This window comes from Neobacillus jeddahensis (genome assembly GCF_000612625.1).
In the GTDB taxonomy this organism is placed as follows: Bacteria; Bacillota; Bacilli; order Bacillales; family Cytobacillaceae; genus Neobacillus; species Neobacillus jeddahensis.
This window is the reverse complement of sequence record NZ_CCAS010000050.1, coordinates 1-22,937: the sequence shown is the minus strand read 5'-3', so window position 1 is coordinate 22,937 and position 22,937 is coordinate 1. Positions and strand designations below refer to the sequence as shown.

The window sequence follows — 22,937 nt, the reverse complement described above, 5'->3', positions numbered from 1 at the left end:
AAAGAACAACCTTCCCGCCGGCTCGTCTTGTGCTTGTCGACGATTACGGGCGCCTTGCGCTTTTCTTATAGTTTCCACTCGTCTAAAGTATTAATAGAATAGGTTGGCATACGATCGTAACTGGCTAACAATTCCTTGGTTGTGACGCCGGTATGTACTAATAGGGTGTCCATCCCTGCATTTATTCCCGCCAAAATATCGGTATCATAATAATCGCCCACCATTAAGGTCTCTTCCTTAGCGGTGCCCAACACATTTAAGGCCTGCTCCATAATAATCGACTCTGGCTTGCCAATAAAGATTGGTTTAGTCTGCGTTGATACAGTAATTACAGAGGTAAGCGACCCATTTCCGGGCAGTAGCCCTCTTTCCGTTGGAATGGCGATATCCGCATTTGTGGAAATGAATGTGGCTCCATTGCGGACCGCCAGGCAAGCAACAGCCAACTTTTCATAGCTTAGCTCACGGTCAATCCCAACGACTACAAACTCAGCATGTTCCCCTGCAAATGATAATCCTTTTTCTGCAATCGCGGTCCGAATTCCTTCTTCCCCCATCACATAAACCGAGGCATCCTTTTTTTGTTCATAAATGTAATTGGCGGTTGCCTGACTTGTCGTAAAAACAAGTCTTTCTTCGGCTGGAATTTCAAAACTACGCAGCTTCTCTGCCACCTGAGCCGGTGTTCTTGATGAATTATTCGTTACAAATAAATAAGGGATTCCTTCAGCCTGCAGTTTTTTGACAAAATCAGAAGCAGCCTCAATCCGCTCGGTTCCTTTATACATCGTTCCGTCTAAATCAATGAGATAGCCTTTATATTTTTTCATTTCTGAATCACTCCTCTACGTATCATACCCATAAAAAAGATTGGTCACCGTCGTTACGTTAATTTTTAAATGCAGACACTGGTCCTAATTCATGGGTCAGATAGCCGCGAACATTTTCAGCAAAATTTACTAATTCAAAAAGATTTTGAGCAAATTGCGCGCTAATGTCACCATGGTCGATTGCTAAATAGTCTTGGACCAGGATCTTTCGATAATGAATAAGTGCCTTCAGGCTTGCACCTGTTTCCTGCGACACAACCTTTTCATCGATTAAAATATCGATAATATCTTCATAACTTCCCGGGTCACGCATAATAAAGCCATCAATCATGGCGTTCCCAACATCTAGAACAGACTCAATCATCAAATGGCATAAGCGCTCCATTGCTACCTTTTCAAGTGGTGTTGACCAATTCTTATGGCTTGAGAAGAGATTGATAAGTCCTTCTAAGTATCGCAGTGTTTCTTCGATTTTCTCTCTGTCAACAAAGTACATGTTATCCACTTCCTTATTTGGTCTTCTCTCTGTCGTCCTACGATACATATTGTATCACAATCTACCCCTTTCGTATTTTCCGACTGAGAATTCATGATAACTCAGCCTAATACTCCCAACTTGCCCAGAAATTTGATACTATATTAGATGATGAATACAGTCGAATATAAAGGAGACTATTTGATGAAGGAACGCTTTTTCTTATACGATGATACAGAGGATACAAAAACAAGATTTGTCAGCTTTGTTGGTGAAAATCAACGCTTTGATCTAGCGATCGTGCAAACTACTCGTCATTATGGAAAGCATTTGGTTCTTGATATGCAAGGAAACCGTTTTGCTATTATTGGACCGGATGACTTAGAAGAAGAAGGCTATTTAGAGTTTGCCTTTCAATTAAATGAAGAAGATGCCGAGGAATTACGATCGTTCCTAACGGAATTGATCTAATCTTTCACTCATGTTTTCACCTGCTAACGCCATACTAGTATGTAAATAGGAGCGTGAAACCATGACGAATAAAGATTCAGCAAAATATACCGAGCTTTCAAACGTTGAAAAACAGCGAAACTTTCTTGCAGCTGAGGAATATCCAGAAGGTCCTTATGGCTCCCCAATCGGAAGGGATGTGCCTGTGCAAAATAAGAATACTCCATGGCAGGAGGGACAACGCTGGTACAGCAACTTTAATTATGAAGTGAAATCGCTTCATCAGGATCTTCCTAGACAAATGGAGGGTGCCCATCCACCCCATGATGACCCGGACACAGATGTCCAGCCACCCTATTCCGAATAATTTTTCCGAAAAAAAGAAGGGTCAGTTAATCTGATCCTTCTCATTTTTTCGCTTTTTTTAATACAAAATAGGCACAGCCGAAATTGCAGTATTCATATAGATACTCGCTCATTGTGCTAATTTTTGTATCAAATGTAGCCTTTTGATTTTGGTCTTCGAAGAACCCTTTTAGACGGAGCTGCCCATAGCCCCAATCGCCAACAATATAATCATACCTCGATAAAATATCACTATACCTAGCTTTGAAGGCTTCCTCATTGTACCCATTTCGATATTCCTGTAATATTTCATAAACGGTATTATTAATTACGATCAACCTATTTCACCTCATTTTACCCAGCAAATACCTATTATTCATTATACCCGATTCCCCATCAATTGCTAAGAAAATTAATCCTCCTTTTGGTCATTCTAATAAAAGGAGGTGTTTACATTGAAAAAATACATCATGATTGCAGGATTATGTACAATAGCAGCATTATCAGGCTGTACAAAGGATTTAGCTGGCAAAGATGTTTATGAGGAAAGCGGCAATACCATAAACGTTAATAATAAAAGGCATGACCTTTACAATGAAGGGTCCAATGGATTGCAAAATGTTAGCAACAATTATGGATTCGTGCGTCATCAAAAAAGTCCGTTAATGAATGATAATACAGCAAATGATCAGTACACTGCTCTTGATCGTGAACAGGTGGCAAATATTATCAGCAAGTATAGTACAAATATTCCCAATGTAAATGACGTTGCTACCCTTGTAACCGATCAGGAAGTGTTAGTTGCTTATGATACCAATTCAAAAGATCGCAACCTAACCGCCGACCAGGTAAAGCAAACTGCACTATCTGTAGTACCTCGATATTACCATGTTTATGTCACCGATAATAAAGTGTTGATGCGTGATGTTGAAAATCTAGCCAACACCGATTCAACCAGTAAAAATGCCCGTAGTTTAGTCAATGGACTTATCACACAAATGAAAAAATCCCCACAGGGTCAACGTATGAGTGCCGGTGAAGATGAAAATGGCCTGACGCCAGATGATCATTCCTATAATGGAGGTAACCAGTAAACAAAAGAGTTCAGTCCACATATGACTGAACTCTTTCCTTATTAAGCTTCTTTTGCTTCTGTTTCACCAAGTAATTGCTTATGCTTCGCTGCGGCATTTACTTGTTCATCAGCATGGTAAGAAGAACGAACAAGTGGTCCTGCCTCACAGTGACTGAATCCTTTACTAACAGCAATTTGCTGTAATTCTTTAAATTCGTCAGGGCTATAGTATTTGATAACCTTGAGATGACTCTTAGACGGCTGTAAATACTGGCCAATTGTCATAATATCAACATTGTTTGCCCTTAAATCATCCATAACCTCAATAATTTCTTCTTTCGTTTCACCGAGGCCAACCATAAGACTAGACTTAGTTGGAATGCTTGGCTGCATTTCTTTTGCACGGCGGAGAAACTCGAGTGAACGATCGTATTTTGCTCTTGCTCTCACTCTTGGAGTTAACCGTTTAACCGTCTCGATATTATGATTTAAGATATCGGGTTTGGCATCCATCAACAGCTGTAAATTTTCTTCCTTCCCGCCCATATCTGAAGGAAGTACCTCAATACTTGTAAATGGGTTTTTGCGGCGAATAGCGCGAACAGTCTCGGCAAAAACAGCTGCACCGCCATCCTTTAAATCATCACGAGCAACGGCTGTCACAACCACGTGCTTTAGGTTCATTAATTGAACAGAGTCTGCCACTCTTTCCGGTTCCTGCCAATCAAGCTCGGTAGGTAACCCTGTTTTTACCGCACAGAAGCGGCAGGCACGGGTACAAGTGTCTCCTAAAATCATAAAAGTTGCCGTCCGTCTTTCTGCCCAGCATTCATGAATGTTTGGGCATCTTGCTTCTTCACAAACAGTATGAAGATTTTTTTCCCGCATCATTTTTTTTAGACCTGTATAGGACTCATTCGTGTTTAATTTTATTTTTAGCCATTCTGGCTTACGTAAATATTCTTCATTCTTGCTCATTTTTACACCCCTTAAAATCCATTATGTATGATCAATGAGTTCTTTAGTCACTTTATCATAATGCTAAAGGAACGACAAGCAATTGAATCACAGCTATATATTTTTCAGAAGGGTAAAAAAGTGGGTAAAACCTTACTATTTAAAGGGTTTAGCCACTATCCATTTATTTCTCAAAGAGAATGGCTCAGTGATTTCCAATTTTTGACCATAATGAAATAGTCTATAAATCATAAACTAACCATGTACATTAATTGGAAGGAGGATTCCTGGTGCGGGCTGTTATCATTATTGGAACTATCCTTATATTTTTCACCTCAACTTTGTCTGTCAGGGATGCTCATGCACAAGAACTAGATCCCTATCAGGAAAGAATGAAACTTTACAAAAAGGTTGAAACCGTTACTCAAATCCCCTGGTATTATTTAGCAGCTATTGATCAATACGAAAGAAATATCCGCCTAGTTCGGAGGGACTTACCCAAACCGAATAGTTTAACTGGCATATATTTTCGTCCAGAGGATTGGGCTGGATTAACAAACCCTAATCCTTTAGATGAAAGCCCCTCTATTATCCAGTTTTTTAATGGGCTTGGAGTCGATGGAAATGGAGATGGCAAAGCCAGTCAAAAGGATGATGAGGATATTTTATATGCGTTTGCCAAATACCTTCTCTCCTATGGCGTTGATCACGATAATATAAAAATTGGGTTATGGAATTACTATCATCGCGATAGAACCGTGGGAATCATCGCAGGCTATGCAAAAATTTATCGTCACTTCGGGAGGCTTAATTTGGATAAACAGGTCTTTCCCGTTCCTTTATACAGCAATCACAGCTATCGAAGTACGTGGGGAGATGCCCGCGGCTGGGGCGGAAGAAGAATCCACGAAGGCACGGATATTTTTGCCGATTATGGGGTTCCTGTCCGTGCTACAAACTATGGCATCATTGAAATGAAAGGCTGGAACAAGTTTGGCGGCTGGAGAATCGGGATCCGCGATATTAATAATAACTACCATTATTTTGCCCATATGAGCGGTTTTTCAAAGGATTTAAAGGTCGGACAAATTGTCGAGCCAGGAAAGGTGATCGGCGGTGTCGGAAGCTCAGGCTATGGCCCACCAGGGACCTCAGGTAAATTTCCACCACATTTACATTACGGAATGTATAAAGACAATGGCATCACGGAATGGTCTTTTGATCCGTATCCCCATTTAGCAAAATGGAAACGCATCGAACGATTCAATCTGAAGAAGAAGAAATAGGGCTTTCCAAAAATGGAAAGTCCTTTTACTTGCCTGACTTCTTCGTTTCAGTCTTCTGTTCTGGAATCTGAATGGAAGGTGTAATGCCGCTGCCACTATTATAAAACTGAGGAACCTCTCCTTCAACCAATGTCCCGCCAACAGGAATACTTTGTTGCAGCTTCGTAATTTCCGTGGCAAAAGGAGTAATAATCTGCACCGATACTTCGATTTCAACTGAAACCCCTATCCAGACACTATTGATTCCCATTTGTTTTGGTTCAATATGCACATCCGGTTCCACTTCACCAATTGCATGAAATTTCACTGGTATTTTAGGTCCAATATTCCCCAACAATGATATATTCGTTGCCTGCCCTAATGGAACATACCAAACAATTCCATCTTCTTTTTCCATGTTTTCTGTCTCAATTTCCACATCTGATTCTAATAAGGCGATATCACCCTTCCGTGCTATTTTTAAATTTTTTTGAATTTGAGCAGTCGTATCTGCCAAGACCCGATTGATTAAATCTGTATTCAATTCGGCATTTTGCTTTTTTCCATCACTACTCGGGGTAACTTTGATAACCTGGTTATTTTCGCCTACATTAGTCGTTCGTTTTGTAATCGCCCTAGCAATAACAAGTGAAGCAATATTACGTGTTTCAGTTTCAGCGTATCTCATTAAGGCGGGCTCTAATCCCTTGTTGACCAACAACAACCCTGTAGCGGAGGAGAAAAGAAAAAAAACAACTGTCAGGAGCAAAACATATTTAAAGGGCAGCGGACCCCGCTTGAAAAAACGTCGACGTTGAAATTTAGCCAATGGCATCACCCCTTCAAGCTATATTTATGCTTGTAAAAGGAGAACTAGCCCAATAAAAAAAGCTTGCTGTGTAAGCAAGCTTTTAAATCATTTTTAACAGGGCTTCCTTCCCAATCATTCCGGGGTGGATTCCCAATACCTCTGCTTCCATTGTAACTGATTCTAACGGCGCATGTAGAAGCTGCTCAATCGTCCTTACTCCTACTGCCCTTCCGGCAATGATTTTGCGGTCTTTTAATTTTTCATTTAATAAGCCTACATCTAAGGCACCGCACATAATATAACCTTTATCATTTGACACCGCGAGCAAGGTCGTTTTCGGAAGCAAAACGGTGACAGCCAAAAAGGTATGACCGTTAATTTCAATTGGTGAAAGCTCCATCATCGGCTTCACACTCCTTTCCTCCCTATCACAGTATGAAAGGAATGGAAGATGCGTGACAGGCTAGGATTCCTTCTGTAACTTCCATTTTAATAGGTCCCGCAAAAATTCTGGCAGGTAATATTGTTTCTTTTTATTCGGAAGAATGTCTTTGAAAAAATGGCCAAAGGTAAACATGTCCGGTAGGGCTAAAGTATAGCTTCGTTCTTCCTTCAGCTCGCAGTCATGAATAAGAATGCGGTTATTCTCATACTGGATTCCCGCATAGACAAACACGCCCAGGACCGTGCCTCTAAATCCTAGCCCCTTTATTATTCGGTGCGGTAAACTCGCATCTTGTGTTTGAAATAAAATCTCTCGTAGTTCCCTTCCCCTCAATTCAACCACACAGGGATTAATGGGATGTGGGCAAATGGACAACAAGTCATATTCGGTCACATCACCAGATAAAGGCCCTAATAAAAGACCTGCGTTGATCATCGCACAATCGGCGCTGCACCACTCCCGTAAAGTTTCACTAAGCAATCGTGAAAACTCTGTTTCCTGAAAGGGATCGTTCACTAAAGGATTGGGCAAGGTGGTGATCTTGTGGTTTAACAGTTCTTTTCCTTTGTTAAAAAAGAGATCAATCTGCTCCTGTTCGTGTGGAACAGCCGGAATCGCCTTACTATCATAAACAATGGCTTCTTTATGGGTGACAACTTTCTTCTCATCCATTTTAATGGCCATGTGGCCGACAAAATATCCATATTTCCCCGCTGCCCCAAGCATCGTATTCCCGATTTGTTTCCCATGTTCTAATACGTGATGAGTATGGGCACCTAAGATAACATCAATTTCAGGAAATTCAACGGCAATCCTTTCATCTTCATGAAGACCAAGATGGGAGAGCAAGACAATAAAATCGGCTTCCTTCCTTAATGGTTCTAACCACTTTTCAAGCTCGGATATCGGTTCTGTGATCTTCCAGCCAAGCAAATCGTAAAGATGTGTAAAGTGTGCTGTTAAACCGATGACCCCTATACGTGTCCCTTTTTTGGTATGATATATCTTATATGGCCTTACCCAATTAGGATGGAGACCATTCTTTCGATAAAGGTTAGCAAGGATCACATCAAAATTAGCATCGTCGTAAAGATGCTCTAAATCATCATGCGGAAGGTTAACCCCTTCATTATTACCGATCGTTACAGCCGTATAGTGACACTCATTTAGTAGATTGATGTTCCCTTTGCCCTTTGTCCCCTCACTGAATGGATGCCAACGATCAAGGAAATCTCCAATATCAAAGAGAAACGTTTCATCTCCACTTTCCTGATGATGTTGCTTACGTTTCAGTAGAAATTGCTGAATACGTGGCCAATTTTCAAAATGACTATGGAGATCGTTCGTATGATAAATATGTATTGTTTCCATGCTATCTACCCTGCAATTCCTTGATAAATTAAACGAACCCCAACAATAATGAGGATAGCTCTTAAAATGAACACAATCGTCTTGCTCTTAAACTTTGTATTCAAAAATACGCCCACCTTTGCACCAATCCAGGCTCCCGGTATTAATGCCAACGCATATAACCAGTTCACGTTTCCTAAACTAATATGCGTGATCGAGCTTAAGATTGAAGTGGGTAAAATCATAAACATCGATGTCGCTGTTGCTACATGCGGTGGGAAAAAGAACAATAAGATCATGGTTGGCACCATGAGTGAGCCACCGCCGATTCCGAAAACTCCTGATAGGAGCCCAACAATAAAGGCAATCAGGACACCGATAATGGGATTATATCCGTACTCAAAAGTCGTTCCACTATTATCGGTAAAGGTAAGGACGACCCCCTTATCTTTCCGATAGGGAAGTGGCTTTAATTTTTCCTTAACGACCAGCACGAGCGAGATAAATAGGATAAACAGACCAAAATAAATATTAAAAGAGTGCAAATCCATTTTTTCCGTAACCCACGCACCGAGGATACTTCCTGGTCCGCTTCCAATCAAGAAAATAAAACCACTTTTATAATCAATCGTCTTATGTTTCATATAGGCGAGCGTCGATGAGAGACCTGTAAAGATCATCGTGAACAGGGAGGTTCCGACTACTACCTGCGGTGATAGATGACTGAATGTCGGCAATGTTGCTAAATAAAGTAAGGCCGGGACAACAATGATCCCTCCCCCCATACCAATCAGCGATCCTAATGAACTAGCCGCAATCCCTACGATAACTAAAATAATCCATTCCATTTGTTAGCACCTTCTCGTGTCTGTTTCATGATCAAAATAAACCTAGTTGTCTCGGGGCGAGACCTTGATACTCTAATTGTAAAAGATCGATCATTTCTTTGGCATTATCGGCCGCATCCCCGCCGGAGTTGTTGTTAAACAGGAGATAAACATGTTTACATTCCTGCGTTAATTTTTCCACATGAACGGCCCATTCTTGTAGTTCTTGTTGATTATACCGATAGAGATAACGAACCTCACGCCAGTTTTCGGCATTCCGCTTTTGCCAGCCATATACATTACGGCCATGAAATCGAATAAGGACCTTATCATCTGTGGTCGTTTCGAGTACGGCTGGAATTGAGCCCTCCCCGGATTGGGGCTCATCACAAATACATTGAATCCATTTTTCTGCTTTCAAAAAATCGATGGTTTTTTGAAAATAGGGGGATGCAAACCATGATTGGTGCCTAAACTCCAGCGCACAAGGCAGGCTGCCCATCTCTTGTTTACACCACCTTAAATACGCGACATTTTCCCGCTTGCAGGTGAACCATGGGGGAAATTGAAAGAGCACCATCGCTAATTTGTCTTTTTCTATATATGGTTCTAAGGATTCTTTAAAGGCATGAAACATCGCTTGTTTTGTCTCAAAAGGGTTTTCCCCTCGCAGATGTCCTGTCATTCCCTGATAAGCTTTCACGATAAACTGGAACCCTTCTGGCGTTTCATTGACCCACTTTTCAGCATTCCCTTTTGGTTGAATCGCGTAAAACGCTGCATCCACCTCCACAATGGGAAAATGACCAGCATATTCCATTAATTTATCCCTTGAGGAGAATTGACCAGAATATAGACGGTCATGGTCACGCCAGCCGGTAACACCGATATAAATCAAGAAGATCACCCCCATCATTAATAATAGCATAACCATTTTTAGACAGTGCTAGATTTTCTAATTTCCCGTTCCTTCCTTAAACGATTGTCATCAGAAAGATGCACCTACTATGTGATCAAATTCCAAGCAAAAAACCCCACATGCCAATGTGCAGCATGTGGGGGATATCTTCAAGCTATTAACCGATAGAGCCTTCCATCTCGAACTTAATGAGACGGTTCATTTCAACGGCATATTCCATTGGTAATTCTTTTGTAAACGGCTCGATGAAGCCCATAACGATCATTTCTGTTGCTTCTTGCTGTGAAATACCGCGGCTCATCAAGTAGAATAACTGTTCTTCAGAAACTTTTGACACTTTTGCTTCGTGCTCAAGTGAGATGTTATCGTTCAAGATTTCATTATATGGAATCGTATCTGATGTAGATTGATTATCCATAATCAACGTGTCACATTCAATGTTAGAACGTGCTCCTTCAGCTTTACGACCAAAATGAACCACACCACGATAGGTTACCTTCCCGCCATGTTTAGAGATGGATTTAGAGACAATCGTTGAAGATGTATTTGGAGCTAAATGAATCATTTTTGCTCCGGCATCCTGGTGCTGACCTTTACCCGCAATTGCAATAGATAAGGTCATTCCACGAGCGCCTTCACCTTTTAAAATAACGGCAGGATATTTCATCGTTAATTTGGAACCAATATTTCCATCGATCCATTCCATAGTGGCATTGGCTTCACACACTGCCCGTTTAGTTACTAAATTGAATACATTGTTTGCCCAGTTTTGGATGGTCGTATAACGGCAGTAAGCATCCTTTTTAATAACGATTTCTACAACAGCACTGTGTAGAGAGTTCGTTGTGTACACAGGTGCTGTACAACCTTCTACATAATGCACATGTGCGCCTTCATCAACAATGATTAGCGTACGCTCAAACTGTCCCATATTTTCAGAGTTAATCCGGAAATAGGCTTGTAGTGGAGTATCCACTTTAATACCAGGTGGTACATAAATGAACGAGCCGCCCGACCACACAGCTGAATTCAACGCCGCAAATTTGTTGTCGGTTGGTGGAATGGTTTTACCAAAATGCTCACGGAAAATGTCTTCATTTTCTCTTAAAGCAGAGTCCGTATCCTTAAAGACGATTCCTAACGCTTCAAGGTCTTCCTTCATGTTATGATAAACAACCTCTGATTCATACTGTGCAGAAACACCAGCAAGATACTTTTGTTCTGCTTCAGGAATACCAAGCTTATCAAATGTTGCCTTAATTTCCTCAGGTACTTCGTCCCATGATTTCTCGGACTTCTCAGACGGTTTCACATAGTAAGTAATTTCATCAAAGTTTAATGAATTTAAGTCTCCGCCCCATTGTGGCATTGGCATATTGTAAAAATATTCAAGTGATTTCAAACGGAAGTCTAGCATCCATTGTGGTTCATTCTTCAGCTTTGAAATTTCTTCAACAATTTCCTTTGTTAAGCCACGTTTTGATCGGAATATGGAAACGTCTTTATCGGCAAAACCATATTTATAATCACCGATTTCAGGCATCTTTTTTGCCATTGTCGTATTCCTCCTTATTAGAAAAGCGGAAGCCCCTTGTCGCCTTTGATACTTAGTAGAAGCTAAGCGACTGCCAGCGACAAGGAACGAGAAGGACACTGCCCTCTTCTCCCATCCCGTTTTTCAAATTTATTCTTGTGTTTCTTCCTTTAATCCTTTTTCCATTGCCTTCCACGCTAATGTGGCGCATTTAATTCTTGCTGGAAATTTTGACACACCTTGAAGTGCCTCAATGTCACCTAAATCAATGTAATCATCCGGTTCTTTTCCTAACATCATATCAGAAAATACATGAGACAATTCAATTGCTTCATCGACCTTTTTCCCTTTAATCGCTTGTGTCATCATGGACGCAGATGACATCGAAATCGAACAGCCTTCTCCCTCGAACTTCGCATCAGTAACTAATCCATTTTCGACTTTGAAGGTTAATTGAATACGGTCACCACAGGTTGGGTTATTCATATTTATGGTATGACTACCATCCTCTAAAACACCGCGATTACGAGGTTTTTTATAGTGGTCCATAATGACCCGACGGTATAATGCATCTAAATTATTAGAAGACATCGCTGAAATACTCCTTTGTTTTGACAAGCCCTTCAACGAGTTTATCAATATCCTCTTCACTATTGTATAAATAAAAGCTTGCACGTGCGGTAGCTGATGCTTTTAGCCATCTCATTAATGGCTGTGCACAATGGTGTCCGGCACGAACAGCTATTCCCTCTGCATCCAAGACAGTTGCTACATCGTGAGGGTGAACGTCAGTAATATTAAACGTAACCATACCGGTCCGTTTAGCCGGATCAAGCGGACCATAAATGGTCATACCTTCCATCGCAGACATTTTTTCTAACGCATAGGCAGCTAGCTTGTGATCATGCTCAGCTATTTGATCTAAACCAATTTCATTTAAAAAGTCGATAGCGGCTCCTAGTCCAATTGCACCTGCTATGATCGGAGTACCACCTTCAAATTTCCACGGCAGCTCTTTCCATGTTGATTCGTACAGTTGAACAAAATCAATCATTTCACCACCAAATTCAATGGGCTCCATACTTTCAAGCAGATGTTTTTTTCCATAAAGAACGCCAATACCGGTTGGGCCACACATCTTATGTCCGGAAAAAGCTAGGAAATCACAATCTAGGTCTTGGACATCAATTTTCATATGTGGTGCACTTTGAGCACCATCTACGACCATGATGGCTCCATTTTCGTGCGCAATTTGCGCGATTTCTTTGACCGGATTAATAACGCCAAGCACGTTTGATACATGCATAACAGAAACAATTTTCGTATTAGCCGTAACTGTCGCTCTGACGTCATCGAGTGAAATAGTCCCATCCTCTTGAAGCGGGATGTACTTCAATTGAGCACCTGTCCGTCTCGCCACTTGCTGCCACGGAATAATATTACTATGATGCTCCATATAGGTAATGACTATTTCATCGCCCTCATGCAAGTTGGCTGCGGCATAGCTTGAAGCCACTGTATTAAGCGAAGTTGTCGTCCCTCTCGTAAAAATAACTTCTTGAGTGGACTTTGCATTAATAAATTTACGAACCTTTTCCCGTGCCCCTTCGTAAGCATCAGTAGCTCTTGTACCTAGTGTATGCACGCCACGATGGACATTGGAATTGATTTCACGATAATATTTTTCAACTGCCTCAATGACTTGAAGCGGTTTTTGTGATGTGGCTGAACTATCCAAATAAACTAATGGTTTATCATTCACTTCTTGATCAAGGATCGGAAATTGGCTGCGAATAGCTCTGATATCCATTAACGTACTTTCCTTTCAATCACTTCAACGAGCTGCTTCTTTACTCCTTCAATCGGAAGTTGACGAACTACTGGTGCAAGGAATCCGTGAATAACCAAGCGCTCTGCTTCAGTCTTTGGAATCCCTCTGCTCATCAAATAGTACAATTGAACAGGATCGACGCGTCCAACAGACGCAGCGTGACCAGCAACAACATCATCTTCATCAATCAGAAGAATCGGGTTAGCATCACCGCGTGCTTTTTCACTTAACATCAGAACGCGAGAGGTTTGCTCTGCATCTGACTTCGAAGCACCGTGCTCGATTTTTCCAATCCCATTAAAAATAGAAGTTGCGCTATCTTTCACAACACCATGATTCAAAATATTTCCAACAGTATTTTTGCCGAAATGAACAACCTTAGTGGTAAAGTTTTGTGTTTGATCACCACGACCGACGACAACGGTTTTTGTATCTCCATTGGAACCGTCACCAAGAAGGTTGGTTGTATTTTCAGAAATGGTATTTCCTTCATTCATTAATCCAAGTGCCCATTCAATTTTAGCATCTCTTCCAGCTATACCACGACGATTCACATAAGTAGTGATTCCTTTTGCCAAATGATCAACTGCTCCATATTGAACCTTGGCATTGGCACCTGCAATAACCTCTGTCAAGATATTAACCAATGTATTAGATGTTTCCACAGTAGAAATGTAGTTTTCAACGTATGTGACGGCACTGTTATCTTCAGCCACAACTACCACGTGGTTAAACAGATTGGCCTCTGCATCATCGTGAACAAATACTGCTTGAATCGGTTCAGAAATTTCAACGTTTTTTGGAACGTATAAGAATACTCCGCCATTAATAAGTGCAGCATGTAAAGCTGTCAAACGATGTTCATCCACATTGATCGCTTGTGTCATGTAATACTTTTTCAATAGCTCGCCATGTTCACGTGCAGCTGTAAAAATATCAGTAAAGATAACACCTTTGCTTTTTAATTCATCCGATAAAGATAACAAAGCAGGTGTTTGATTTCGTTGAATATATAAATTTTTATCCGAAGCATCCATGTCAACGATTGCTTTTACTTCTTCTGGCAAATCCGCAAGAGAAGGATACGCATTACTTTTGACAGTATGTTGATTAAAATGCGTGAAGTTCCATTTATCTATTTTGGTTTTATCAGGTCTTGGCATTGGCAGTTGGTCGAAAACATTTAACGCTTTTAAACGAAACTCTTCGAACCAAGTCGGCTCACTCATTTCTTTTGAAAAAGAGCTTACAAAACCATGATCAAACGGTAATTTTGTTTCTGTTGTCATTGTAATCCTCCTAACACTCTGTTACGCTTCTTGCCCAACTGTTTCATCTTCAATTCCAAGCTCTTGCTTGATCCAGTCATATCCTTCTGCTTCTAAGCGTTGTGCCAGCTCTGGTCCGCCGGATTTTACAATACGACCTTGCATCATTACGTGCACATGGTCAGGAGTGATATAGTTTAAAAGACGTTGGTAGTGAGTGATCACTAAGCATCCAAACTCTTCACCGCGCATTTTATTAATTCCCTTGGAAACAACTTTAAGGGCATCAATATCTAGTCCGGAGTCAATTTCATCCAAAATAGCAATTTTTGGTTCCAACATCATTAATTGTAAGATTTCATTCCGTTTTTTCTCACCGCCGGAGAAACCTTCATTCAGATAACGTTGGGCCATATCTAGATCCATTTCAAGGAATTCCATTTGTTTATCCATTTTACGGATAAATTTCATAAGGGAAATTTCATTTCCTTCGCCAAGGCGGCTATTGATCGCTGAACGCATAAAATCAGCATTTGTTACGCCGTTAATTTCACTTGGATATTGCATCGCTAAGAATAGACCTGCACGTGCGCGCTCATCTACTTCCATTTCTAAAACATTTTCTCCATCTAACATAATACTGCCACTTGTTACTTCATATTTCGGGTGTCCCATAATAGCAGAAGATAATGTTGATTTACCTGTGCCATTTGGTCCCATGATCGCGTGAATTTCTCCACCCTTTATTTCAAGGTTCACACCTTTTAAAATCTCTTTTCCTTCAATTTCTACATGTAAATCTTTGATCGTTAAAGTTGATCCAGCCATATTTATACCTCCGAAAAGAAAGTGTTGTATCTTATAGAGCAAGTTAAATGAAAACTCTATTCTCATTTTATTCTCATTCTAATCTTATAACAAATGAAATGTATTAGCAACTCCAAAACAGTAAAAACAAACCTATCATTTTCATTAAGAGGATTCTAAATGAGAATCAAAGTGATATTTGAAGAATGTTCCGAAAATAACCACTTTATGTACCATGCACTCGATTAAAATCATACCTCATTTTTTTGTCATTTCCAACTGGATTTCATCATAAAATCCTTACTATTTTAAACCATTGACGAACTTTCATGTATGGTTGTACTGCCCAGCCCAAAAAAAGAAAAGCCAGTGCATGCATCACTGACTTTCTTCCTATTTATATTACTCAGAAACTGGAACAACTGCGCCTTCGTATTTTTCAAGAATGAAATCTTGGATTTCTTTTGAATGAAGGACCTCTACGAGTGTTTTGATTGCTTCTTTATCTTCATCACCTTTACGAACGGCAATGACGTTTACATACGGTGATTCTTTATCTTCAATCGCAATAGAATCCTTAACAGGGTTTAGACCGCCATCAATGGCATAGTTGGAGTTGATTAACACAGCGTCTCCTTCGCCATTGTTAAAGATTTGTGGTAATAGTTTTGCTTCGTAGTTTGCATCGAACTTTAATTTCTTCGGATTTTCTACTACATCTTTAATCTCAGCTTTTGTTTTATCAATACCGTCTTTTAATTTGATAAGTCCTTCTTTTTCAAGTAATGAAAGGAGACGACCATGGTCAGCAACAGAGTTACTCATGATTAAGTGCGCACCTTCTGGAAGGTCACTTAGTTTTTTATACTTTTTAGAATAGATTCCAATTGGTTCGATATGGATACCGCCTGCATTGACAAAATCATAGCCAAATTCTTTATTTTGAGATTCTAAGTATGGAATGTGTTGGAAGTAGTTTGCATCCAATTCTTTTGATTCTAATGCTTTGTTTGGTAGTACATAGTCCGTAAATGTCTTAATTTGAAGATCAATACCTTTTTCTTTTAAAATTGGTTTTGCTTTTTCTAAAATTTCAGCATGCGGTACAGTAGATGCCCCAACCACTAATGTTTTTCCGTCTTTTTCACTGCTACCTTCTGATTTTTCCTCTGATTTACCACAAGCACCAAGTGCAAGTACAATTGTTAATGCTAAAAGCAATGTTAACCATTTTTTCATGTTGACCTCTCCTTTTATCTTTTATCTAATTTTGAGGTGATAATATCACCAATAATCTGAATGACAAACACAATAATTAAGATAATAACTGTAGCAACAAACGTAACATCATTTTGGCCCCGCTGGAAGCCGTAATTGTAGGCGAGATTTCCTAATCCCCCGGCACCAATCGCCCCAGCCATTGCCGTGTAACCGACAAGAGCAATCGCGGTAACGGTAATCCCAGAGATAAGCGCTGGCATCGATTCCGGTAGTAAAACCTTCCAGATAATTGTTCCTGTTGTCGCCCCCATTGATTTTGCTGCTTCGATAACCCCTTTATTGATTTCTCTGAGGCCAATTTCCACCATCCTCGCATAAAACGGGGCGGCGCCAATGATCAATGATGGTAGGGCAGCATCTTCACCAATCATCGATCCTACTAAGAACGTCGTAAATGGGATTAATAAGACAATTAAAATAATAAATGGGATCGAGCGGAAAATATTTACAATAGCGCTAATTACGAGATTTATTGCTTTATTCTCCCACATATTTCCTTTTGCAGTAAGGAAGAGGAGTAATCCAAGTATGGTACCGATAATAAAGGTAGCCAACACGGAGATTCCCGTCATATACAGGGTATTTTTCGTTTCTTGCCACATGATGAGCCAATCTACATTTGGAATATACTCCTTAATCATTTGCAACCACCTCCACTCCTACCTGCTGTGAACGAATAAAGTCTACTGCCTTCTTCACTTCTCCCTCGTCCCCATCGATATGAATGAACAGCGTTCCAAACGATCCGTTTTGCGTTTGTGATATTTTACCTTGGAGAATATTAACTGTCACCTGATGCTGACGAATGACATTCGAAATAACTGGCTGCTCTGCCGATTCCCCAATAAACGTTAATTGGACAATCTGACCAGAATGATAATGTTCTAGCAGATGATCAGCTGTTTCCTTCGTTTCTTCTGGTTCGGAAACCTGTTGTACAAACCGTTTCGTGATTGACTGCTGCGGGTTTTTAAAGACATCGAGTACAGGTCCGAGCTCAACCACTCTTCCACTTTCCATCACGGCAACCTGGTGACAGATTTTCCGAATCACATGCATTTCATGTGTAATCAAGACAATCGTTAAACCAAGGCGCTTATTAATATCGACCAACAATTCCAAAATAGAATCGGTCGTTTGTGGATCTAGTGCTGATGTTGCTTCATCACAAAGCAGTACTTTCGGGTTATTGGCAAGTGCCCGAGCAATCCCCACCCGCTGCTTCTGACCACCACTTAATTGGGATGGATAAGCATTTTCGCGACCTTCAAGTCCAACTAGCTTAATAAGCTCTGCCACCCGTTTCTTTCTTTGCGGTCCTTTGACCCCAGCAATTTCTAGTGGGAAGGCGATATTTTCACTGACCGTCCGTGACCACAATAAATTGAAATGTTGGAAGATCATACTGATCTCCTGACGTGCTTTTCGAAGTTCCGCTCCCTTGATCTTAGAGATCACTCTGCCTGCCACCGTGACGCTTCCCTCTGTCGGCAGCTCCAGTCCATTTAACATGCGGATCAAGGTACTTTTCCCTGCACCGCTATACCCAATGACACCGAAAATTTCTCCTTCTTTTATCTCAAGGTTGACATCATCTACCGCCTTTAGTTCCCCTTGCTTGGAAGGAAAAATCTTGCGGGCATTTTTTATTGAAATCATTGAATCACCCACTTCTTATCCTGGTTTCCTATTGTACTTAAATATAGGGTTTGACTGTTTTAACGAAAAGATTCTAGTATTTAGAAAAATAAAAAGCCTCTCTGCGCAGGCAGAAAGGCATCACGAAAATAATCCTTTCTCCCATCTCCCAAAGCATCCGCTTTGTGTGAATTGGCACCATTTCAATAGTAAACTATTGACGGTTGCCGGGCTTCATCGGGCACATCCCTCCACCTCTCTTGATAAGAGTTAACAGCAATCTATATTCAATTAACACGTTAAATTGATTAAGTAATTATATTACAAAAGTTATCGTATCACGGATAAAATAGTGTGTCAACGAAAATATCTTCATTTTCAAAAAATTAATAGAAGTATTTTTAGGCATTCGCTTTTAAGGATGCTAAACCTGTAGCCGCTTCGATCGCCGCTTCCAGATCGTCGATTAAATCATCTACATGCTCGATTCCGATAGACAGGCGGATTAAGTCCTCAGATACTCCAGCTGCTTTCAGTCCCTCTGCATCCAATTGCTGATGAGTCGTACTTGCAGGATGGATGATTAAGCTTTTTGCATCGCCCACATTAGCAACATGTGCCCACAGAGTCAGAGAATTGATCAGTTTTGCCCCAGCCTCTTTGCCTCCCTTAATTCCAAAAACCACCATTGAACCAGCACCTTTTGGTAAATACTTACCCGCTAATTCATGGTCTGGATGTGAGGGATGCCCTGGATAGGAGACCCATTCTACGGCAGGATGATTAACTAAATACTCAACCACTTGTTTCGTGTTGGCAACATGCTCCTTCATTCGGACATGTAAGGTTTCTAGGCCGAGTGTAAATAGGAAGGCATTCTGTGGACTTAAGGCCGGGCCAAGATCCCGTAATAATTGGACACGTGCTTTGATGATATAAGCAACAGCTCCTAATGCCTCCGCATAAACAAGATCATGATAGCTTGCATCAGGCGTAGTGAAGCCTGGGAATTTTGGCGAATTCCAATCAAACTTCCCTCCATCGACGATGATTCCGCCTGTTGTTGTGCCATTCCCTAATAACCACTTTGTGGCCGAATGAACAACAATATCTGCACCATATTCAATTGGACGGCAGAGATAGGGTGTGGCAAAAGTATTATCAATAATTAACGGGACACCTGCTTCATGAGCAATATCCGCAACTTTTTCAATATCCAGAACACGTAAACTAGGGTTTCCGATGGTTTCAGCAAAAACGGCTTTAGTCTTCTCTGTTATGGCCGAACGGAAGTTTTCCGGATTGTCTGCATCAACAAATTTCACCTTAATCCCATATTTAGGTAAGGTTACCGCTAGAAGATTATAGGTTCCACCATAGAGGTTCGCGGCTGAAACAATCTCGTCACCTGCTTCGGCGATATTTAGAATCGCAAGTGTAATGGCAGCCATGCCGCTTGCAACGGCCAGTGCTCCAACACCGCCTTCTAAAAGCGCCACTCGATCCTCAAAAACGGTTGTCGTTGGATTGTGAATTCTCGTATATATGTAACCAGGTTCTGCTAAGCTAAAAAGGTTTGCTGCATGTTCGGTATTTTTAAATTGATAGGCATTGTTTTGATAGATCGGAACTGCCCGCGCACCTGTCACCGGATCTGGTGATAATCCTCCATGAACACTTAATGTTTCAAAACGATATTTCTTTTGATTTTCCGCCATTCCACTCGCTCCTCCTTTTCACAATCATAGACATGAACAAATCCCCACTTCAAAGGAAGAGGGGATCCGCTCTTCTCATCTATCAGAGCTATTGCTCTGCTGGAATTAGCACCGTGTGATCTTTACCGGTTGCCGGGTTTCAAAGGGCCAGTCCCTCCACCACTCTTGATAAGATTACTTATGATTGAATTGTCTTTATTGATAGAATATTTAAATATTACTTTACAAGATGTTTAATTCCGAGTCAATACCTTTGATTAAATAATTTTTGCACAGTCTTCCTCTACCTTTGTTAAAAAGAAGATCGATTCCAGTAATAGCGTGGTTCGTAATGGTAAGGAAATCGTTAGTTTCCCTTGTCGAACGAGATCTCGCAGCCTATCCGTTCCTTCTAGTAACTGTTTCATTGCCACTGCATTTCCGCTAACCTCACCCTTTACTTGTTGATCATCTGCATTTGCCAAAAGGAAGATTCCGCCGCTCTTTATGACTAATTGAAAGGATTCCTGTTCACAACGTAATGCTACTCTTATATCTACTTGTTTGATTAATTCCTGAACATGGCCTTGCCGATTGAAATTTTCTAAAAAGGTTTGAGCTGTTTCCATCATCTCCACCACTCCGGTCTGCGCTTTTATATATCTTTATTCCGCAGTGTGGTATGGGAATCCTTCGAGAATCTATCGACAATTCTCTTGCTCATTTATGACGATTTCCCGAGAAATATGTCGCTTTGAAAAATGTTGAAAATAAGTCAAATTTTCATTTTCTGTGATGGTATATTTTTCTATAAAATAAATATTGAAAGAGGAAAGGATGTGTAAGATGAGTTTTTTCAAAGATCGCAAAGAACCCTCAGAAGCTGCCATCCTGAGGATTTTAGACAAGCGAATGCAGTTAGCAGAAAAAGACAAACAATACTACCATAACCTTGTAAAAGGGTTTGAGGGAGAAGTGATGTTTGACTCATTGACGGAGAAACTTCAATGTGAAAGTTTGTTTTTAAATGATTTGCTATTAGATCAAAACAACAGTACATTTCAGCTTGATTCTGTTATGATCACTCAAGACCCTCTCTATCTATTTGAAGTTAAAAATTATGAAGGGGATTTTTATTACGAGGATGGCAGGTTTTATACCCTTTCCAAAAAAGAGATTAAGAATCCTCTGCACCAATTAGCACGCAGTGAATCACTGCTCCGCCAACTACTACAAAGTATTGGTTACCGGATCCCGATTAAATCATATGTCATTTTTATCAACCCCCAGTTCACCCTGTATCAGGCCCCTATAAACCAACCCATCATTTTTCCAAATCAGCTACCTAATTTTATGGGAAATTTAAATGAGCGGCCGTCTAAACTTACCAGGCGCCACAAGAGCATAGCTGAAAAGTTAGTTTCTTTGCATCAGAATGAATCACTCTACAAAAAGTTACCTCCATATAATTATGAATCGCTGAGGAAGGGGCTGAATTGTTCGGTCTGTTATTCATTTATGGTATTTGTTGAAGATAAGAAGCTAGTATGTGATCTGTGTGGTCATCAAGAATCGGTTGATACTGCAATATTGCGGGCTGTGGAAGAATTAAAATTGTTGTTTCCGGGGGAGAAAATTACTACAAATGGTGTTCATGAATGGTGCCAGGTAGTGGATTCGAAAAAAACAATTCGCAGGGTATTGAAGCAAAACTATAGTTCTATAGGTAAGAGGGAATTCCATTTCATAAAACTAGAATAAAGATTATTGCCTACTTTCATAATACTTTTTTTGAAAAACTGATGGGAACTGCGTTTTGCTGAATGTTCCCGTTTCAGTTTTCCTTTTTTTCCTTGATGGGTTGTGCGCTCTTCTCAGTTCTCGTGACAGCTCTTTTTTTGACTCGTCGGGCACTCTGGCGCTTTTCAGTTCCCATGACAGTTCTTTTTTGGACTCGATGGGCACTGTGCACTCTTCTCAGTTCCCTTGACAGCTCTTTTTTTGACTTGACGGGCACTGCCCACACTTCACAGTTCCCTTGATAGCTCTTTTTTTGACTCGACAAGCACTGTCAGCTCTTCACAATTCCTGTGTCACCATACTTTTCACCTCGACAGGCATTGTGCTCACAGTTCCTCGATCAAGCACAGCACATGCCTGGAATACCAAAAAGCAGATGCTTCGTCGCATCTGCTTAAGATAAATAGTATTTTATTTTTTCAAGTAAAAAAGGAACAGAATGAAACGCGTAAAGTGTTTCTTTCACGCTTCCTTGTTGGACAATAACCAGGCAGGGAACACTTTCAATCGCAAAATTTTTAGCCACATCGGGGTAAAAATTCAAGTTCATTTTTCCCATCTTACAATTCACTAGCTCCTCAACAATCAGCAGCATCCTAGAAGCCACCTGGCAAGTACCACAAAGTGGTGTATAAAAATATAGCAGGCCGCTCTCATTCTCATCAAGAAAGGTAGCAAGCTCCATTCGATTCCATTCATTCATCATACATTAACTCATTTCTAAAAACTCAGTATGCACATCAATATTTGCACCTAAAAGCACAGTGGCCAAGTGGTGGACTGGTGCGGTCGCAACCTCGCGATACATTCGATCAATATATAAATGTTCCGCTTGTGGAAATTCTCTCTTAAACCGCTTGCGGAGTTTCTCACCCGCCGCATCCGCATCGACAAGGATATAGACATCCTTATCTTCAAGGAACTCAATCAACTCATCTAATTTTGTATGACTGATCGTCCCATTGGTGCAAATGATTTCAACAGGTTCCTTCACAATGTTTTTTACCTTATTTTTATCCGATTTTCCTTCGACAATAAGAACTTTATCAACATACAAATCATTCATATCCATCACCTGTAATATAAAGTTGTTTATGTTAACATATTCTAAAATATTGATTACGTGTGCCTTCTTCTTAGTATGTTAACTATATCATTATTGTCATCATAGAAGTAGTTTTTTGCTCGGTTTGGACAGGCTTAGGATCATTCCGATTACCCGATCTGTCACATCCATTCTTTGTTGCTTTACCGTCATGCATCCACCCTCTTTAATATACTTATTAACAGTCTCTCCATTTTAGTAGAAGAAAAAGAGTGGAAATTAAAGAA

Annotated in this window: 26 protein-coding genes and 2 riboswitches; of the genes, 5 read left to right on the top strand and 21 right to left on the bottom strand. The window is 40.5% G+C overall.

What is annotated here, in order from left to right:
* Positions 1 to 65: 65 nt before the first annotated feature.
* Entirely contained in the window at positions 66 to 830 is a 765-nt protein-coding gene (locus TY15_RS17830) for a TIGR01457 family HAD-type hydrolase (protein WP_040203901.1), read from the bottom strand.
* Between the two features lie 58 nt (positions 831 to 888).
* The gene (locus tag TY15_RS17825) at positions 889 to 1,326 is read right to left on the bottom strand and encodes a DUF86 domain-containing protein (RefSeq protein ID WP_040203903.1); all 438 of its coding nucleotides are present in this window, start codon (positions 1,324 to 1,326) and stop codon (positions 889 to 891) included.
* Between the two features lie 183 nt (positions 1,327 to 1,509).
* Between TY15_RS17825 and TY15_RS17820 the strand changes: the two genes are divergently transcribed.
* Together TY15_RS17820 and TY15_RS17815 are read left to right on the top strand one after the other, a co-directional pair.
* Entirely contained in the window at positions 1,510 to 1,776 is a 267-nt protein-coding gene (locus TY15_RS17820; RefSeq protein WP_040203905.1) for a DUF3055 domain-containing protein, read from the top strand.
* A gap of 61 nt (positions 1,777 to 1,837) precedes the next feature.
* Positions 1,838 to 2,122, top strand: a complete 285-nt coding sequence (locus TY15_RS17815; protein WP_040203907.1) for a hypothetical protein — start codon at positions 1,838 to 1,840, stop codon at positions 2,120 to 2,122.
* A 40-nt stretch (positions 2,123 to 2,162) separates the two neighbouring features.
* Here the strand turns inward: TY15_RS17815 and TY15_RS17810 are convergent, their stop codons facing one another.
* Positions 2,163 to 2,438, bottom strand: coding sequence for a YutD family protein (locus TY15_RS17810; RefSeq protein WP_040203909.1), 276 nt, complete (start codon positions 2,436 to 2,438; stop codon positions 2,163 to 2,165).
* Positions 2,439 to 2,555: 117 nt separating this feature from the next.
* On the opposite strand from TY15_RS17810, the gene TY15_RS17805 reads away from it, so the two are divergent.
* On the top strand, positions 2,556 to 3,194 hold the full coding sequence (locus tag TY15_RS17805) for a YhcN/YlaJ family sporulation lipoprotein (protein ID WP_040203911.1): 639 nt from the start codon (positions 2,556 to 2,558) through the stop codon (positions 3,192 to 3,194).
* A gap of 41 nt (positions 3,195 to 3,235) precedes the next feature.
* On the opposite strand, the gene lipA is transcribed toward TY15_RS17805, so the two are convergent.
* A complete protein-coding gene (lipA, locus tag TY15_RS17800) occupies positions 3,236 to 4,153 on the bottom strand; it encodes a lipoyl synthase (protein WP_040203913.1) in 918 nt (305 codons plus the stop codon).
* 302 nt (positions 4,154 to 4,455) lie between these two features.
* On the opposite strand from lipA, the gene TY15_RS17795 reads away from it, so the two are divergent.
* Positions 4,456 to 5,418 carry a M23 family metallopeptidase gene (locus TY15_RS17795; RefSeq protein ID WP_244440956.1) on the top strand — a complete coding sequence of 321 codons (963 nt, stop codon included), beginning with the start codon at positions 4,456 to 4,458 and terminating at the stop codon, positions 5,416 to 5,418.
* Positions 5,419 to 5,443: 25 nt separating this feature from the next.
* Here the strand turns inward: TY15_RS17795 and yunB are convergent, their stop codons facing one another.
* The 15 genes from yunB to TY15_RS17720 all read right to left on the bottom strand — a co-directional run bounded on the left by yunB (position 5,444) and on the right by TY15_RS17720 (position 20,437).
* On the bottom strand, positions 5,444 to 6,226 hold the full coding sequence (yunB, locus tag TY15_RS17790) for a sporulation protein YunB (protein ID WP_040203917.1): 783 nt from the start codon (positions 6,224 to 6,226) through the stop codon (positions 5,444 to 5,446).
* An 82-nt stretch (positions 6,227 to 6,308) separates the two neighbouring features.
* A complete protein-coding gene (locus TY15_RS17785; RefSeq protein ID WP_040203996.1) occupies positions 6,309 to 6,611 on the bottom strand; it encodes a YunC family protein in 303 nt (100 codons plus the stop codon).
* 60 nt (positions 6,612 to 6,671) lie between these two features.
* Entirely contained in the window at positions 6,672 to 8,024 is a 1,353-nt protein-coding gene (locus TY15_RS17780; protein WP_040203918.1) for a bifunctional metallophosphatase/5'-nucleotidase, read from the bottom strand.
* A gap of 5 nt (positions 8,025 to 8,029) precedes the next feature.
* Positions 8,030 to 8,851 carry a sulfite exporter TauE/SafE family protein gene (locus TY15_RS17775; protein WP_040203919.1) on the bottom strand — a complete coding sequence of 274 codons (822 nt, stop codon included), beginning with the start codon at positions 8,849 to 8,851 and terminating at the stop codon, positions 8,030 to 8,032.
* Between the two features lie 31 nt (positions 8,852 to 8,882).
* Positions 8,883 to 9,728 (bottom strand): DUF72 domain-containing protein, encoded by an 846-nt coding sequence (locus tag TY15_RS17770; RefSeq protein ID WP_040203921.1) that lies wholly within the window; start codon positions 9,726 to 9,728, stop codon positions 8,883 to 8,885.
* A gap of 178 nt (positions 9,729 to 9,906) precedes the next feature.
* Positions 9,907 to 11,304, bottom strand: coding sequence for a Fe-S cluster assembly protein SufB (gene sufB, locus TY15_RS17765; RefSeq protein WP_040203923.1), 1,398 nt, complete (start codon positions 11,302 to 11,304; stop codon positions 9,907 to 9,909).
* 129 nt (positions 11,305 to 11,433) lie between these two features.
* Entirely contained in the window at positions 11,434 to 11,874 is a 441-nt protein-coding gene (sufU, locus tag TY15_RS17760; RefSeq protein ID WP_040203926.1) for a Fe-S cluster assembly sulfur transfer protein SufU, read from the bottom strand.
* Positions 11,864 to 13,093 carry a cysteine desulfurase gene (locus TY15_RS17755; protein ID WP_040203927.1) on the bottom strand — a complete coding sequence of 410 codons (1,230 nt, stop codon included), beginning with the start codon at positions 13,091 to 13,093 and terminating at the stop codon, positions 11,864 to 11,866. The genes sufU and TY15_RS17755 overlap by 11 nt, the downstream gene beginning before the upstream one ends.
* The gene (sufD, locus tag TY15_RS17750) at positions 13,093 to 14,403 is read right to left on the bottom strand and encodes a Fe-S cluster assembly protein SufD (RefSeq protein WP_040203929.1); all 1,311 of its coding nucleotides are present in this window, start codon (positions 14,401 to 14,403) and stop codon (positions 13,093 to 13,095) included. The genes TY15_RS17755 and sufD overlap by 1 nt, the downstream gene beginning before the upstream one ends.
* 21 nt (positions 14,404 to 14,424) lie before the next feature.
* Positions 14,425 to 15,210, bottom strand: coding sequence for a Fe-S cluster assembly ATPase SufC (sufC, locus tag TY15_RS17745; protein ID WP_040203930.1), 786 nt, complete (start codon positions 15,208 to 15,210; stop codon positions 14,425 to 14,427).
* A gap of 381 nt (positions 15,211 to 15,591) precedes the next feature.
* The gene (locus tag TY15_RS17740; protein ID WP_040203934.1) at positions 15,592 to 16,428 is read right to left on the bottom strand and encodes a MetQ/NlpA family ABC transporter substrate-binding protein; all 837 of its coding nucleotides are present in this window, start codon (positions 16,426 to 16,428) and stop codon (positions 15,592 to 15,594) included.
* Between the two features lie 14 nt (positions 16,429 to 16,442).
* On the bottom strand, positions 16,443 to 17,111 hold the full coding sequence (locus TY15_RS17735) for a methionine ABC transporter permease (protein ID WP_040203936.1): 669 nt from the start codon (positions 17,109 to 17,111) through the stop codon (positions 16,443 to 16,445).
* A complete protein-coding gene (locus TY15_RS17730; protein WP_040203938.1) occupies positions 17,104 to 18,129 on the bottom strand; it encodes a methionine ABC transporter ATP-binding protein in 1,026 nt (341 codons plus the stop codon). Before TY15_RS17730 ends, TY15_RS17735 begins: the two co-directional genes overlap by 8 nt.
* A gap of 138 nt (positions 18,130 to 18,267) precedes the next feature.
* Positions 18,268 to 18,378, bottom strand: a riboswitch (SAM riboswitch).
* A gap of 131 nt (positions 18,379 to 18,509) precedes the next feature.
* A complete protein-coding gene (locus TY15_RS17725) occupies positions 18,510 to 19,826 on the bottom strand; it encodes an O-acetylhomoserine aminocarboxypropyltransferase/cysteine synthase family protein (RefSeq protein ID WP_040203939.1) in 1,317 nt (438 codons plus the stop codon).
* Positions 19,827 to 19,898: 72 nt separating this feature from the next.
* Positions 19,899 to 20,001, bottom strand: a riboswitch (SAM riboswitch).
* A gap of 82 nt (positions 20,002 to 20,083) precedes the next feature.
* A complete protein-coding gene (locus TY15_RS17720; protein WP_081799447.1) occupies positions 20,084 to 20,437 on the bottom strand; it encodes an SCP2 sterol-binding domain-containing protein in 354 nt (117 codons plus the stop codon).
* A 214-nt stretch (positions 20,438 to 20,651) separates the two neighbouring features.
* On the opposite strand from TY15_RS17720, the gene TY15_RS17715 reads away from it, so the two are divergent.
* Positions 20,652 to 21,566 carry a nuclease-related domain-containing protein gene (locus tag TY15_RS17715; protein WP_040203944.1) on the top strand — a complete coding sequence of 305 codons (915 nt, stop codon included), beginning with the start codon at positions 20,652 to 20,654 and terminating at the stop codon, positions 21,564 to 21,566.
* 433 nt (positions 21,567 to 21,999) lie between these two features.
* On the opposite strand, the gene TY15_RS17705 is transcribed toward TY15_RS17715, so the two are convergent.
* Together TY15_RS17705 and TY15_RS17700 are read right to left on the bottom strand one after the other, a co-directional pair.
* A complete protein-coding gene (locus TY15_RS17705) occupies positions 22,000 to 22,311 on the bottom strand; it encodes a thioredoxin family protein (protein ID WP_244440955.1) in 312 nt (103 codons plus the stop codon).
* Between the two features lie 3 nt (positions 22,312 to 22,314).
* A complete protein-coding gene (locus tag TY15_RS17700) occupies positions 22,315 to 22,671 on the bottom strand; it encodes a toprim domain-containing protein (RefSeq protein WP_040203948.1) in 357 nt (118 codons plus the stop codon).
* Between the last annotated feature and the right edge of the window lie 266 nt (positions 22,672 to 22,937).

Excerpts from the sequence above, each read along its gene's own strand:
- TY15_RS17830 (WP_040203901.1), bottom strand. The coding sequence starts at position 830 with ATGAAAAAATATAAAGGCTATCTCATTGATTTAGACGGAACGATGTAT.
- TY15_RS17825 (WP_040203903.1), bottom strand. The coding sequence starts at position 1,326 with ATGTACTTTGTTGACAGAGAGAAAATCGAAGAAACACTGCGATACTTA.
- TY15_RS17820 (WP_040203905.1), top strand. The coding sequence starts at position 1,510 with ATGAAGGAACGCTTTTTCTTATACGATGATACAGAGGATACAAAAACA.
- TY15_RS17815 (WP_040203907.1), top strand. The coding sequence starts at position 1,838 with ATGACGAATAAAGATTCAGCAAAATATACCGAGCTTTCAAACGTTGAA.
- lipA (WP_040203913.1), bottom strand. The coding sequence starts at position 4,153 with ATGAGCAAGAATGAAGAATATTTACGTAAGCCAGAATGGCTAAAAATA.
- TY15_RS17785 (WP_040203996.1), bottom strand. The coding sequence starts at position 6,611 with ATGATGGAGCTTTCACCAATTGAAATTAACGGTCATACCTTTTTGGCT.
- TY15_RS17780 (WP_040203918.1), bottom strand. The coding sequence starts at position 8,024 with ATGGAAACAATACATATTTATCATACGAACGATCTCCATAGTCATTTT.
- TY15_RS17775 (WP_040203919.1), bottom strand. The coding sequence starts at position 8,851 with ATGGAATGGATTATTTTAGTTATCGTAGGGATTGCGGCTAGTTCATTA.
- sufB (WP_040203923.1), bottom strand. The coding sequence starts at position 11,304 with ATGGCAAAAAAGATGCCTGAAATCGGTGATTATAAATATGGTTTTGCC.
- sufU (WP_040203926.1), bottom strand. The coding sequence starts at position 11,874 with ATGTCTTCTAATAATTTAGATGCATTATACCGTCGGGTCATTATGGAC.
- TY15_RS17755 (WP_040203927.1), bottom strand. The coding sequence starts at position 13,093 with ATGGATATCAGAGCTATTCGCAGCCAATTTCCGATCCTTGATCAAGAA.
- sufD (WP_040203929.1), bottom strand. The coding sequence starts at position 14,403 with ATGACAACAGAAACAAAATTACCGTTTGATCATGGTTTTGTAAGCTCT.
- sufC (WP_040203930.1), bottom strand. The coding sequence starts at position 15,210 with ATGGCTGGATCAACTTTAACGATCAAAGATTTACATGTAGAAATTGAA.
- TY15_RS17740 (WP_040203934.1), bottom strand. The coding sequence starts at position 16,428 with ATGAAAAAATGGTTAACATTGCTTTTAGCATTAACAATTGTACTTGCA.
- TY15_RS17735 (WP_040203936.1), bottom strand. The coding sequence starts at position 17,111 with ATGATTAAGGAGTATATTCCAAATGTAGATTGGCTCATCATGTGGCAA.
- TY15_RS17730 (WP_040203938.1), bottom strand. The coding sequence starts at position 18,129 with ATGATTTCAATAAAAAATGCCCGCAAGATTTTTCCTTCCAAGCAAGGG.
- TY15_RS17725 (WP_040203939.1), bottom strand. The coding sequence starts at position 19,826 with ATGGCGGAAAATCAAAAGAAATATCGTTTTGAAACATTAAGTGTTCAT.
- TY15_RS17720 (WP_081799447.1), bottom strand. The coding sequence starts at position 20,437 with ATGATGGAAACAGCTCAAACCTTTTTAGAAAATTTCAATCGGCAAGGC.
- TY15_RS17715 (WP_040203944.1), top strand. The coding sequence starts at position 20,652 with ATGAGTTTTTTCAAAGATCGCAAAGAACCCTCAGAAGCTGCCATCCTG.
- TY15_RS17705 (WP_244440955.1), bottom strand. The coding sequence starts at position 22,311 with ATGATGAATGAATGGAATCGAATGGAGCTTGCTACCTTTCTTGATGAG.
- TY15_RS17700 (WP_040203948.1), bottom strand. The coding sequence starts at position 22,671 with ATGAATGATTTGTATGTTGATAAAGTTCTTATTGTCGAAGGAAAATCG.